12 protein-coding genes are annotated in these 12,327 nt (G+C 70.4%); 10 read left to right on the top strand and 2 right to left on the bottom strand.

The genetic code is table 11. The annotated features are described in order from the left end of the window. Nucleotides 1-159: 159 nt before the first annotated feature. Nucleotides 160-576, bottom strand: a complete 417-nt coding sequence (locus BLQ73_RS00655) for a hypothetical protein (protein WP_143020064.1) — start codon at nucleotides 574-576, stop codon at nucleotides 160-162. Nucleotides 577-1,117: 541 nt separating this feature from the next. Between BLQ73_RS00655 and BLQ73_RS00650 the strand changes: the two genes are divergently transcribed. Further along, the gene (locus BLQ73_RS00650) at nucleotides 1,118-2,380 is read left to right on the top strand and encodes an MFS transporter (RefSeq protein WP_143020063.1); all 1,263 of its coding nucleotides are present in this window, start codon (nucleotides 1,118-1,120) and stop codon (nucleotides 2,378-2,380) included. 65 nt (nucleotides 2,381-2,445) lie between these two features. On the opposite strand, the gene BLQ73_RS30845 is transcribed toward BLQ73_RS00650, so the two are convergent. Further along, the gene (locus tag BLQ73_RS30845; protein WP_143020062.1) at nucleotides 2,446-2,730 is read right to left on the bottom strand and encodes a hypothetical protein; all 285 of its coding nucleotides are present in this window, start codon (nucleotides 2,728-2,730) and stop codon (nucleotides 2,446-2,448) included. A 261-nt stretch (nucleotides 2,731-2,991) separates the two neighbouring features. Between BLQ73_RS30845 and BLQ73_RS00645 the strand changes: the two genes are divergently transcribed. From BLQ73_RS00645 to BLQ73_RS00605, 9 genes are all read left to right on the top strand, one after another. Next, nucleotides 2,992-4,047 (top strand): lysine-2,3-aminomutase-like protein, encoded by a 1,056-nt coding sequence (locus tag BLQ73_RS00645; protein WP_093167133.1) that lies wholly within the window; start codon nucleotides 2,992-2,994, stop codon nucleotides 4,045-4,047. Between the two features lie 160 nt (nucleotides 4,048-4,207). Continuing rightward, the gene (locus BLQ73_RS00640) at nucleotides 4,208-4,948 is read left to right on the top strand and encodes a class I SAM-dependent methyltransferase (protein ID WP_093167132.1); all 741 of its coding nucleotides are present in this window, start codon (nucleotides 4,208-4,210) and stop codon (nucleotides 4,946-4,948) included. Beyond that, the gene (locus BLQ73_RS00635) at nucleotides 4,945-6,246 is read left to right on the top strand and encodes a preATP grasp domain-containing protein (RefSeq protein WP_093167130.1); all 1,302 of its coding nucleotides are present in this window, start codon (nucleotides 4,945-4,947) and stop codon (nucleotides 6,244-6,246) included. The genes BLQ73_RS00640 and BLQ73_RS00635 overlap by 4 nt, the downstream gene beginning before the upstream one ends. Then, nucleotides 6,246-6,872 carry an SET domain-containing protein-lysine N-methyltransferase gene (locus tag BLQ73_RS00630; RefSeq protein WP_093167128.1) on the top strand — a complete coding sequence of 209 codons (627 nt, stop codon included), beginning with the start codon at nucleotides 6,246-6,248 and terminating at the stop codon, nucleotides 6,870-6,872. Before BLQ73_RS00635 ends, BLQ73_RS00630 begins: the two co-directional genes overlap by 1 nt. Before the next feature lie 101 nt (nucleotides 6,873-6,973). After that, nucleotides 6,974-7,858 (top strand): alpha/beta fold hydrolase, encoded by an 885-nt coding sequence (locus BLQ73_RS30840; protein ID WP_143020061.1) that lies wholly within the window; start codon nucleotides 6,974-6,976, stop codon nucleotides 7,856-7,858. Then, nucleotides 7,848-9,500: a class I tRNA ligase family protein gene (locus tag BLQ73_RS00620; protein WP_093167126.1), complete on the top strand. Its 1,653-nt coding sequence runs from the start codon at nucleotides 7,848-7,850 to the stop codon at nucleotides 9,498-9,500. The genes BLQ73_RS30840 and BLQ73_RS00620 overlap by 11 nt, the downstream gene beginning before the upstream one ends. A gap of 25 nt (nucleotides 9,501-9,525) precedes the next feature. Beyond that, nucleotides 9,526-10,911 (top strand): lysine N(6)-hydroxylase/L-ornithine N(5)-oxygenase family protein, encoded by a 1,386-nt coding sequence (locus BLQ73_RS00615; RefSeq protein ID WP_093167124.1) that lies wholly within the window; start codon nucleotides 9,526-9,528, stop codon nucleotides 10,909-10,911. Next, entirely contained in the window at nucleotides 10,908-11,252 is a 345-nt protein-coding gene (locus tag BLQ73_RS00610; RefSeq protein WP_143020060.1) for a cupin domain-containing protein, read from the top strand. The genes BLQ73_RS00615 and BLQ73_RS00610 overlap by 4 nt, the downstream gene beginning before the upstream one ends. Next, complete coding sequence (locus BLQ73_RS00605; RefSeq protein ID WP_176955198.1) at nucleotides 11,249-12,301, top strand: NAD(P)/FAD-dependent oxidoreductase; 1,053 nt, start codon at nucleotides 11,249-11,251, stop codon at nucleotides 12,299-12,301. Before BLQ73_RS00610 ends, BLQ73_RS00605 begins: the two co-directional genes overlap by 4 nt. The last annotated feature ends 26 nt before the right edge of the window (nucleotides 12,302-12,327 follow it).

Raw genomic sequence — 12,327 nt, 5'->3', positions numbered from 1 at the left:
CGGGTAGCTGGTGGCGCTTACCCTAGGTCGATCTGGAGGGATACGGGCCGCGGACCCCGGCCGCGGCCGACTCTTCGCCGGTTGAGCGGGTGTGGGTGCCGGGGGTGTGCGGCGGGCTCGCGGATGAGCCGGGGCCGCGGTTCTGCGGGGACTGCCATGTCAGGACTGCTGCGCCGACGGCACGTCCGCCGGGTGGGCTGTTTTCCTCCGGGGCGGCAGGGTGACGGCGACGACCAGGGTCCCGGCTATCAGCACCAGGTTCTTGATCACGAATTCACCTTCGATCGTGAGCAGCAGCGGGTGTCCGTCTTTGAAGGCGATGTCGGGGTGGAGGGCCAGTACGAGGAACGTCCCGATCAGGTGGAGCAGGAGGAGCGGCAGAACGGGCCTCAGCCACCGCCCGGTGATCAGTGCCAGGGCCACCACGATCTCGAACACGCCGAGCGCGGGCACCGCGAACCAGGATGGTACGGGCACGAACGCCAGTGTGTCGGCGACCAGTTCGGTGACCGGGCTGAGGTGTGCCACCTTCAATGCGCCGAACCAGAGGAACACTAAGGCGAGGGCGCCTCGCATGATGGCGGAAGAGTGTTTCTGGAGAATGGCGGATACCTGGGCTTTCGCACTGATCAGGGAGCTGGGGGGATGGGTCTCGTGTGAATGCGATTGGTTCAGCCGAAACACGGCTATCTCCTTGGTTGGGGGGTTTGCCGGGTCTAATATAGCTTGACCGTTTCTTCTGGATTGGTGAATCGACACCATTGCCGCTGTCGTATATGGGGGCGGTGTGAGAGGGCAGGGGCGAGCCCTTGGGAGTGTGCGGCTGGACGCCCTTCGCGGCGGCGATCCCGGCGGCCGTCGCGTCGGGCCGCCGCCCCTGATATGGCCGGGGCCGGCGGTCGCATGGCCGTGTCGGCGGACGATGGAGCCGGAGGGGAAGGGCGGAGAAAAGTCTGCTCTGTCCTAGGTGCCCGAGGTTCGCCGTGCGTGTATACCGGACTTTCGGTCACTCTGACAAGGACCGAAAGTCAGGGATTTCTGAGCTGCACTTGACGCGGCGGGGCCATGATTATGATCATGGTGGGTTTCCGGCCTGTGACGAGTGGAGCTTCTGCCGATGGCGCAGTCAGCACAAGAGGAATTCGACGGACCGGACAGCGCCGTCGCGTTGAGCTACCGCCGGGTTCTGAGGCTGCCGAACATGGCACAGCTCATCGTGGCCGCATTCTTCAGCCGTCTCGCCGCCGAGATGATGACGCTGGTCTTCGTTCTGTACACGATCCAGCAATTTGATTCGGCGTCCTTGGCCGGAGTCGTGGCGTTCCTGGCCTTCGCCCCGGGATTTGTGGTCAGTCCCATCGCGGGAGCGTTTCTTGATCGCTTCGGGTCGGTCTCGGCGCTGGTCGTGGACCTCGTTCTCAGCGCCGCTGTGGTGGCGTTGACGGCCTTGGCGCAGCCCCTCGGCTTCCTCAGCCCGCAGCTCCTGCTGACGGTGGCCTTCCTCTACTCGTTGACCAGTCCGCTGAGCCTGGCCGGAGTGCGGACGCTGATCCCGCGCCTCGTCCCACGCCGCGCCCTCGACCGGGCGAACGCGCTGGACACGAGCGTGTTCGGCGTGGCGGAGGTACTCGGGCCGGTGGCGGCCGGAGCACTCATGAGCCTCCTCGGCGGAAGCCCGACCCTGACCGTCGTGTCCGTGCTCTACCTCGTCTCCGTCGTCGCGCTCGTCCCGCTGCTGCGCAGCCGGCCTGCGCGCGATTCGCGGCAGGCGTCCTCCTCCCTTCTGCGCGAGTCGGCCAGAGGCGTCGTCTATGTCGTGCGGCACCGGGTGCTGCGGGGACTCGCCGTGTCGTACTCGCTCTACATGGTGAGCTGGGGGATCTTCGTCGTCGTCACCCCGGTCCTGCTCGCGGAGGAGTTCGGCAAGGGCGACGCCGACCTGATGACCGGGGTGATCTGGGCGGCGATGGGGGTGATCGGGGCGGTCGGCGCCTTGGTCGCGGGGAGGCTGAGCGTGATCGGGCGGGAGCACCGGATCATCGGCATAGGGCTTGTCCTCATGACCGCCGCCTTCGTTCCGGGAATCGCCGGGGCAGGAGTGGTGGCGCTCGCCGTCGCGCTGCTGACGATCGGGGCCTTCGGCGGGCCCATCGACGTGAGTGTGCTGACCCTCCGTCAGCGCATGACGGATCCGGCCCGCCTGGGACAGGTCCTCGCCGTGTCCTCAAGTATCAACATGTCCGGTCTCCCTGTCGGCGCCGCGATCGGGGGTCTGCTGGCGGCCCAGTCGCTGGAGGCGGCCTTCGCGGTCGCCTGCGCGAGCACGCTCGTCGCGGCCGTCTTCGGTTCCGCCCTGCTCTCGCGAAGCCGTTCCGCCTGAGGCCCGGGTCGGTGCGCACGATCGATCGGTGCGCCCATTATTCGAGTTCCGGCTGCCGTGCTGCTTTAATTTAAAAATACGCAGCGTGACTTTAGAGAGAGGGTGTGCGCAGGTCCGTCTGTATCGGCATAAAGGTGTTCCATGTGATCGGGCAGGTCGCCCGAAAATATGGGCGACGGGTTTGCGGTCAGGCATATTCCTGCTCTTTCGAGCATCATCTTGCCATTAGCCTCTTGACGGTCGCGAGTGCGATTCCATAGGCTTGGCGTCACAGCGATCATGTAAGTGTTCTTCTCTATGTGGAGAACCGTGGTCGGCGGCGCCGGAACACTTTTCTCGTCGGCGCGCACAGCCGCTGCCTCGGAGTGGCAAGCCGCACGCTCTGTGCATCACCTGAGATCACGTGTCGTTTGTTTCAAGGTTTTCGCAGTGTTCCGACATATGCTGCGTTGAATCACCGTGCCCATGCTCGTGCAATTCCACGGATCCGCCATGTGCCGGCGTGTCGGTATGCGACGGCCCAGTTCACGGACTCTGGATTTTCGCTGGATGTCCGGTGCCCCGGCGTACTCCGCCTCCGCAGTGGCCATGTCACGAGGAAAGGTGATGCGATGCCTCGCCGCCCGAAAACGATCCGAACCCCGGACTCCCTGCTGAAGAACGACCTCATCGCCGAAGACGCCCTTGTCGAAATCCGCGACGTCGCAAAGCAGTACGCGATCAGTATCACCGGTGCGATGCAGGACCGGATCAGGGATCGAGACGACCCCGTCGCCATGCAGTTCATTCCGACGGCGGCCGAACTCGTCACTACTCCCGAGGAACGGCTGGACCCGATCGGCGACGACCCCTTCACCCCGGTGAAGGGGATCACCCACCGCTATCCGGACCGGTTGCTGCTCAAACCGATGCACCTGTGCCCGGTCTACTGCCGGTTCTGCTTCCGGCGCGAGGTCGTCGGCCCAGGGGAGGGGATGCTCAGCGCGACCGAAATGGAGGCCGCGCTGGATTACATCCGTACGCACCCGCAGGTGTGGGAGGTCATTCTCACCGGCGGCGACCCGTTGATCATATCGCCGGCCCGACTACGGCCGATCATGGCCGCGCTGGACGCGATCGAGCACGTCAACGTGATCCGGTTCCACACGCGGGTGCCCGTGGTCGACCCCGACCGCATCACCGAGGAACTCGTGGCCGCCCTCGGCACCGACACTCCGGTGTGGGTGGTCGTCCACACCAATCACAGTCAGGAGATCGGCGAAGCCGCTCGGGCCGCGCTGAGCCGCCTGAGCCGGGGTGGCATCCCTCTGCTGAGCCAGACGGTCCTGCTGAGGGGCGTGAACGACACGCCTGAGGCGCTGGAGGACCTGTTCCGGACGCTGATCGTCAATCGGGTGAAGCCGTACTACCTCCACCACGGTGATCTCGCGCAGGGCACCAGCCATTTCCGCACCACCGTCGGCGAGGGCCAGGAGCTGGTGAGGAGGCTGCGGGGGCGGGTGTCCGGCGTCTGCCAGCCGACCTACGTGCTCGACATACCCGGCGGCCATGGCAAGGTGCCGATCGGCCCCACCTACATCCGGGCCGACGGCGACTCCCACCGCGTCACCGATCCGTGGGACGAGGAGCACGTGTATCCGCCGGCGCCCACCGCCGAGCGGAGCTGAAAGCCGCCGCCCGCCGCAGGGGAGACGATCCACACGCCGTGCGCCCTCGGCGGCGCGCCCTGGAGATCGCGCACACACCGCGACGCACTGACACGCACTGCCACCGACACGCACTGCTCAATCCGAACGCCGAGAACTCCACGCCCCTGGAGGTGCGTAGATGACGGAGTCCCCCGCAGCCGACGGCTGGGAGCTGTCCGATACAGACGTGTTCATCAAGTACGGTGACGCCTTCGTGCCCAGGCGCCGGGAGCAGGTCGCCACGGTGTGCGATCTGCTCCGCGACCTCCCGGTCGCGCATGTCCTGGACCTGTGCTGCGGAGAGGGACGGCTCGCCGAGGAATACCTGAGCCGTGTTCCCGGCGCGCGGGTGACACTGCTGGACGGCTCGGAGGAGATGCTGGAGGCGGCCGGTCGGAGGCTGGCGCCGTACGCCGAGCGGATCTCACGTGTGCAGGCGGACCTTGAGGGGTCGGCGTGGCGGAAGGGAACGCTGTACGGCGGGGTGATGACGTCGCTCGCCGTGCACCACCTCGACGGCGACGGCAAGAGGGCGCTCTATCGCGACATCCACGCCATGCTCGAACCGGGCGGCGTCTTCGTCATGGCCGACCTGGTGGAGACGCCGGGGCGGCGGGCCCGCACGCTGGCCGGTGACCAGTGGGAGGCGGCCGTGCGGCACGCGTCGGAGACGCTGTACGGCGGGCCCGACGCGTGGGCGGCGTTCGAGCGAACGGAATGGAACCACTTCCGCCTGCCCTGGCCCGACCCTGTGGACAAGCCTTCCACGGTGGCGCAGCACGTGGACTGGCTGCGTGAGGCGGGCTTCTGCGAGGTCGACGTGGCCTGGATGTACGCCGGCCACGCGATCTTCACGGCCACCCGCGAGGTGGAGGCATGACCACGCGACCGGGCCGGCCGAGCCGACCAGGCCGACCGGGCCGCACGAGCCGCACGAGCCGCGCCATCCTGGCCAACATCGTCAACGACATCATGGTCGAGGCGCCGACGGAGGCCTACCGCCGCGCGATGGCCGCCGTGACCCCCCGCAAGCTCTGGCAGGCGCACCCCGGGGACTGCGTCGTCATGCTCGCTCCGTGCAGTGCGGTCTTCCGCGACTACGTGGCGTCCGTCATCGACCTGGACGTCGACCGGGTCGAGATCGTCGCCCCGCCCGAGGTGCGCGGTGCACACGCGCTGGAGGTCGCCGCCGACCTCGGCGCGTTGGACCGCGTCGCCGAGCGGGAGGAGCTGCTGCCCTTCGTCCTGGACGCCCCGGTGCTGGAGTTCGCCCGCCGGCGGGGCGTCCGGCTCCTGCCGTACGGCGACCCGCCCGACGACGCGGTCGTGGCGGCGCTGCGGCTGATCAACACCAAGCGGGGGTTCCGCGAGGTCGCCGCCGGTCTGGGGCTGCCCGTCGCGGACGGCGGCCACGCCGCCACCGTCGCCGAGCTCGCCGAGCGGATCGGCGGCTTTCTCGGCACGCGCGAGGCCGTGATCATCAAGACCAACCGGGCGTCCAACGGGTTCGGGAACGCCGTGATCCGGCGGGACGCGGAGCGCACCATCGAGGAGCAGGTCCACGACGCCGTCGCCGGGCAGCCCCTCCGGGGCTGCGGCTGGGTGTTCGAGGAGTTCCTGCCGTTCACGGCGACGCCCAGCATGGAGATGCTCGTCGAGGACGGAGGAGTGACCGAGTTCTACACCTGCGACCAGCGCACCGTGAACAACGCGTGGACCGGCATGGTCACCCCGGCCCGCGAAGGGCCGCGCCACCACGCCCTCGTCGTGGCGGCGCACGCCGTCGGCGGCTGGCTGCGGGAGCGCGGCTACCGCGGGATCTACGACGTCGACTGCGGCGTCCACGACGGCGGCTACGTGGTGACCGAGGCGAACGTGCGCCGCACCGGAGGCACCTACCTCGAAGAACTGGCGCGTCGGCTGCGGTCCGGGGACTCGCCGGTGCGCTGGCGGGCGGATGTACGGCACGGCGCGGCCGGCCTCGACTTCGCAGGCGCGGTGGCCAAGCTCGGAGCGGAGGGGCTGTCGGACCCGGCCGCCCCGGCCCGTGCCGTACTCACCGCCGACACCCTCGATGTCGACGGCAAGTGGCGCTACCTGGTGGTGGGGTGCGACGACGACGCCGTCGCCGACGCCGAGAGCCGCCTTGAGCGGATCCTCGGGATCGGGATCGCGTGATGCTGAACTCCGCCCTGTACCCCGGGTTCAGCGCCATCGCGGGCACCGGCCTCATCGCCTTGCGCGACATCCGCCAGGGCACCGTCGTCTGGGGGCCGTGCGCCGGGTGCCGCACGTGGGCTGCCGACGAGCAGTACGGCATGCCGTCCGCCGTGCTGGAGTGGCTCGACGAGTTCGGATATCGGCTGTCCGACCGGAGCCTCATCCTGCCCTGCGGAGGCGCGCACCTTTTCAACCATTCATGCGAGGCCGCGGTTCTGGACCACGGCCTCGCCGGAGGCATCGCCGTACGCGACATCCACGCGGGCGAGGAGGTGACCTGCGACTACCGCACGTTCCGCTACGACGATCCGTGGGAGTTCGCCTGCGCGTGCGGTTCCCGCGAGTGCGCGCGCGTCGTCCGCCCCGGATCGGGAGGGTCGGGAGGAACGGGCGGAACGGTCGGGTCGGCCGGTCGTGCGGGCGCGGCGGGTCCCGCGGGCGAGCCGCCGCGGGAGGTCGTGTCGGCGTGGCGCCGCCGCATGGCCCCCGCGCTGAGGGCGGCGGAGCGCGTGCCTCAGGAGATCCCGCTGCGCCGGGGCAGCGTCGTCGTGGTGGAGCGGCACCGCTCGGCCGTCCCGTCATGAGGGGGTCGCGCGGCTCCGGAGTCGGCCCTGGACCCGGCCCTGGACCCGGCCCTGGACCCGGCCTTGGACTCGGCCCTGGACCCGGCCTTGGAGTCCCCGTCATGAGGAGGTCGAGTGGTCCCGGAGTGGGCCCTGGAGCCGGTCCCGGAGCCGGCCCTGGAGCCCCCGCGGCCCCGACGGCGCTTCTCGCTCCGGGCGGGCCGGGGCTCGGCGCGGAGACCCTCGCGGAGCTACCGCTGCCCTCGACCTGGCGGACGGCCTATGCCTCCTCGCGGTGCGATCCGGGAGGCGACCCGTGCGCCCGGCAGGCCGACCGGCTTGTCGAGCTGCTGGACCGGGAGGGCGGCGCCGGCCCGGTCGTCCTCGTCGGACACTCCGCCGGTGTCTGGGCGGTGCTGCGGGCCGCCGCCGCGGCCGGCGCGGTGCGCCCGGCGGGCATCGTGCTGATCTCCGGTCAGGTGCGCGACCGCATCGACAACCCGGCGCTCCTGGAGGAACGGCTCCGCGCCCTGGTCGGCCCCCTCGGGGAGCGGGCGCGAGCGGCCCAGTCCGCGCTCTCCGCGCTCTCCGCGCTCTCCGCGGACCCGCCGGGCGACGCCGCCACCCTGCGCGGCCTTCTGGTCGCCGACCTGGCCGTGACCTTTCCAGTTCTCGGGCCGAGGCATCGGCTCTTCCTGGAGGTCTGCTCCCGGACATGGCGGCTCTCCGCCGTACGGGCCTTCCTCGCCGGACGGCTGCCCTGGCCCGACCTGCCCGAGGTCGCCGCCCGTGTCGCGGTCCCGGCGCTGGTGCTCAACGGGGCCGAAGATCCGTGGTCGGCCGAGCCGTCCGCGCTGGAGTTGGCCGCCGCGATGCGGGACTGCGCCGTCGAGATCGTGCCCGGCGCGGGTCACGTCCCGTGGCTGGACGACCTGGACGGCGTGCGCCGGCGCCTGGCCCGGTTCATCCACAGAGTCACGACTGGGAGGAGCGCCCATGTCCGCTGAGCCCTGGCTGATCACCGCCACCCCGCCCACCCCGAACGGGGACCTCCACCTCGGCCACCTCTCCGGGCCCTACCTGGCGGCCGACATCCTGGGGCGGCACCTGCGCAGGCGTGCGCCCGGCGCGACGACGATGACCGGCATCGACGACAACCAGAGCTACACCGAGGCCCACGCCGTCCGGGAAGGCACCAAGGCCGCGGATGTGGCCAGGTGGTTCGGCGACCGGATCGTCGACGCGTGGGAGGGCGCCGGAGTGCGCTTCGACGTCATCGGCCGCCCCGACCAGGCCCCGCACCACGCGCACCTCACCCGCCGCATCTTCCGCACCCTGGTCGACCGGGGGGACATCGTGCCGCGCGTGCGGCCCCTGCCGTATTGCGTGCCTTGCGACCGCTGGGCGTTCGAAGCCTACGTCGTCGGTTCGTGTCCGCATTGCGGCACGCGTTCATGCGGCAACGCCTGCGAGGTCTGCGGACGGCCCAACGACTGCGCCGACCTCGGCGACCCCCGCTGCACGGTCTGCGGTGCGGCCTGCGAACTGCGGGACTGCGAGCGGCTCTACTTTCCGCTGGCCCGGCATGTCTCACCGTTGCGGCGCTTCTGGAGCCAGGTCCGGATGAACAGCCACCTGACCGCGCTCTGCGCCGAGATGGCGGCGGACGGCCTGCCGGAGATCGCCGTGTCGCATCCGGCGACGTGGGGCGTCGAGGTGCCGGTCGAGGAGTTCCCGGGGCATCGCGTCTACGTCTGGTTCGAGATGGCGGCGGGCTACCTGGCGGCGGGTGCAGACGGCACGGGGCACCCCGGCGTGTGGCGCCCTGGCCGGCGCGTGGCCCAGTGCTTCGGCTACGACAACGGTTACTTTCACGCCGTGCTCTTCCCGGCGATCATGCATGCCTACGACCCCGACGTGCCGCTGCCCACGGATTTCATCTCCAATGAGTTCTACCGGTTGGACGGGGAGAAGTTCTCCACGAGCAGGCGCCACGCCGTCTGGCTGCTGGACGCCCTGGAGACCACTCCCGCCGACCATCTGCGGCTCTACCTCACCTGGACCAGGCCCGTCGCGGCGCAGACCACGTTCACTTGGGCGGGAATGCGCACTGTTCTCTACGACGACGTGTTCCCCCGGTGGCGCGGCTGGCTGACGGGCCTCGGCCGCCGGTGCGGTAAGGCGGCGGCGAACGACGGGGACGGGGGGCCGCCGACCGTGTGGGGCCGCTCCGCCGACCGGCGCGTCCGGGAACTGCGCGCGTTGACCGCCGACACGCTGCGGGTGGTCGACGAGGCCTACTCGGTCGAACGCTTCTCGCCGCATACGGCCGTGCGTGCACTCGATCTGCTGGTACGCGCGGCCGAAGAGACGGGCGACGACGCGGAACATCTGACTGGGCGGCTCCGCTTTCACGATATTTTCGCCCGTGCCGTACACGCGGAACTGGCGGTGGCGGCTGTGCTTTCGGCTGGCCTGTACCCCGTCGCTCCGGAACTGGGCGACCAGCTCTGGAAGGCGCTCGGGCATCCGGGATCCGCCGGAGAGATCAGGTGGAACACGCTCGGCCCCGACATGGCGACGGAGCTCAAGGCCGGAGATCTCGTCGGCGCGTGCCCCCTGCTGACACCCGGCCGGGCACACGGGTGAACGCTCCGAACGACAAGGAGGTCCGGTGGAACAATGTGACGTGGTCGGCATCGGGGTGGGGCCGTCGAACCTGAGTCTGGCCGCGCTGGCGCGACCGGTCGCCGGTCTGCGGGCGCGATTCCTGGAAGCCCGGCCGAGATTCCAATGGCACCCGGGGATGATGCTCCCCGGGGCCCGTCTCCAGGTGTCCTACCTCAAGGACCTGGTCACACTCATCGATCCCACCAGCCGCTACTCCTATCTCAACTTCCTGGTGCACCACGGCCGCATCTACCGCTCGCTGATCGCCAACCAGGTCGGCTGCTCCCGGCAGGAATTCGAGCAGTACTACCAGTGGGTGGCCGACCAGCTGCCCGGCATCCACTGGGGGCAGCGGGTCAAATCCGTCCAGGTGGCCGACGCGGGGTTCGAGGTCGTCTGCGAAGAGGGAGGCCGGTTCGCCGCCCCGGCTCTGGTGCTCGGGTCCGGCCGGGTCCCGGCCCTGCCGGACTTCGCCGCCGTGTTCGAGGGACGCGACGTACTGCACAGCAATGACCTGCTGCATGTGCGGCCTGCCGTGCGGGGACGGCGCGTCGTGGTCGTCGGCGCCGGCCAGAGCGGCGCGGAGGTCGTCGACCACCTGCTGGCCGACGATCGGGAACTCCCCGCCTCGCTGCTGTGGATCTCCAGCCGCGTCGGCTTCCTGCCTCTCGACGACTCGCCGTTCAGCAACGAGTGGTTCGCGCCGCCGTACGTGGACCACTTCCAGACCCTGCCGCCGGAGCGCAGGACGGAACTGCTCCGGCACCAGCGGCTGGCCAGCGACGGCATATCGGAGACGCTGCTGCGCACGATCTATCGCCGGCTGTACGAGCTGGACATCGCCGGAGGGCGGTTGCGCCACCACCTTTTGCCGAACCGCCGGGTGACGGACCTGCGCTCGCACGGCTCGTCTCATGGCTCCGGGCTGGCGGTGACACTGCGCGAGGGCGACACCGGGAAGATGGAACGCTCGGTCGCCGACGTGGTGATCTTCTGTACGGGCTACCGCAGTCCCTTCCCCGACTATATGGAGCCCCTGCGGGAACGACTTGTCAACGAACACGGCGACTTCCGGATACGACCGGACTACTCCCTGGAGTGGGACGGCCCTGACCACCTTCGCATCTATGTGCAGAACTGGGCGGAGAGCACGCATGGAATCGCCGACCCCAATCTCAGCCTGGGCGCCTGGCGCAGCGCACAAGTGATCAATTCTCTGACGGACCAGGAGATCTACCGCCTCGACGGCTTCTCCACCACCGTGACCTGGGCCCGGCAGCCGGAGTTGGACCAAGACCGGGACCGCGGCGCGGTCCCGCCGCCGCCCGGGGACCACATCCCGGTGCACGGCCCGTTCCCCTTGGATCTCGCACCTGTGGAGGGACGTTGACCCGACCCGTGAAAATCCGGTACGGCACCGCGGACGCGACGCCGTCGGGCATGGTCGTGGAGGAGATCTCCACCGGAGCCGGGGAGCCCGCGCAGGCCTGGCCGTTCCAAGGCTCCAGGTTCGTGGTGCCCTCCGGCGCCGTGAGCGAACTCGACGTCCACGAGGTGGCCGAGCTGTGGCTGGTGCGCACCGGCACCGGCACGGTGCGCTCCGACCGCGAGGAGATCGAGGTCGGCCCCGGCGACGCCGTCTACTTCCCGTCCATGGTTCCGCACCAGGTGCAGGCGGGGGCGGAGCCGCTTGAGGTCTTCAGCGTGTGGTGGCTCGGGGGCGGGCGTTGACGGCGGACCTGGCCGTGGTCGGCGGAGGCATCGTGGGCGCCTTCGTCGCCTACGAGGCCGGCCGGCTGCGGCCCGACTGGGACATCGTGGTCCTGGAACGGCACGCCCCCGGAAGCGGCGCGACCGCGTGGTCGGCCGGCGCGGACTTCCCCATCGCCGCGACACCGGGGCATCGCGCGCTGGTCGCCGACAGCCGCGCGAGATACGCCGACCTGCGCGGCACCGCCGCCGGGGCCTTCCTCCGCGAGGTCCCCATCGTGTACCTCCTGCCCCGCGACCGCCTAGAGCGGTTCGGCACCCAGGTCGCGGCCGTGCTGCGCCCGCTCACCGCGGCCGAGCGGGACAGGGTCGAGGAGATGCTGCCCGGTCTGTCCACCGCTCCGGGCGAGGTGTTCGTGACGCACGATGAGCCGGGGGCGGTCGTCCACGCCCGCCCCCTGGCCGACGCCCTGCTGTCGGCCGCCGTAGGCCGCGGCCGTACGGCGGTCGAGATCGGGCAGCGCGTCCGGCGGGTGGACGCCTCCCGGGAGGGCTACGTGCTGCGGGCCGAAGGGGAGTGGCGGGCCCGGAGGGTGGTTCTCGCGCCCGGTCCGTGGGATCTGCCGGAGCCGCTGCCGGTCGCACTCGGAGACCCCCCGGGAGCACGACGCAAACGCATCGCCGCCCTGCACGCGCGGCTGCCGGTGCGCTTCGGCGACCCTCTGGTCTACTTCGTCGCCGACGACCTGTTCGTGCTTCCGCTCGCGGCGGGGCAGGCCCTCGTCAGCTTCCGCCGCGACGCCTGGGGGACGGACCCGGAGAGCGTGGACGGCAGGGCCGACCACGCCGACATCCTGGAGGGCACGCGCATGCTCGCCGACCGGCTGCCCGACGCCGCTGGCCTCGTCACCGGCGGAAGGGCCTTCTGCGACCTCTACACCCCCGACCGGCTGCCCGTCGTCCTCACGTCCCCCGGGCTGCCCGGCCTCGCCGCCGCCCTGGGCGGCTCCGGGTCGGGAGTACGGCTGGCGCCCGGCCTCGCCGCCCGAACCCTCCGCGCCGTCATCTGACCGCTCCCGGGGCCGGAGGCGCCCGG

Source organism: Sinosporangium album (assembly GCF_900100605.1).
Taxonomy (GTDB): domain Bacteria; phylum Actinomycetota; class Actinomycetes; order Streptosporangiales; family Streptosporangiaceae; genus Sinosporangium; species Sinosporangium album.
The sequence above is the reverse complement of the archived record's forward strand: the minus strand, read 5'-3'. Positions and strand labels throughout refer to the sequence as shown.

Coding starts and splice junctions, on each gene's coding strand:
- BLQ73_RS00655 (WP_143020064.1), bottom strand. CDS start 576: ATGCGAGGCGCCCTCGCCTTAGTGTTCCTCTGGTTCGGCGCATTGAAG.
- BLQ73_RS00630 (WP_093167128.1), top strand. CDS start 6,246: ATGCTGAACTCCGCCCTGTACCCCGGGTTCAGCGCCATCGCGGGCACC.
- BLQ73_RS00645 (WP_093167133.1), top strand. CDS start 2,992: ATGCCTCGCCGCCCGAAAACGATCCGAACCCCGGACTCCCTGCTGAAG.
- BLQ73_RS30840 (WP_143020061.1), top strand. CDS start 6,974: ATGAGGAGGTCGAGTGGTCCCGGAGTGGGCCCTGGAGCCGGTCCCGGA.
- BLQ73_RS00640 (WP_093167132.1), top strand. CDS start 4,208: ATGACGGAGTCCCCCGCAGCCGACGGCTGGGAGCTGTCCGATACAGAC.
- BLQ73_RS00620 (WP_093167126.1), top strand. CDS start 7,848: ATGTCCGCTGAGCCCTGGCTGATCACCGCCACCCCGCCCACCCCGAAC.
- BLQ73_RS00650 (WP_143020063.1), top strand. CDS start 1,118: ATGGCGCAGTCAGCACAAGAGGAATTCGACGGACCGGACAGCGCCGTC.
- BLQ73_RS00635 (WP_093167130.1), top strand. CDS start 4,945: ATGACCACGCGACCGGGCCGGCCGAGCCGACCAGGCCGACCGGGCCGC.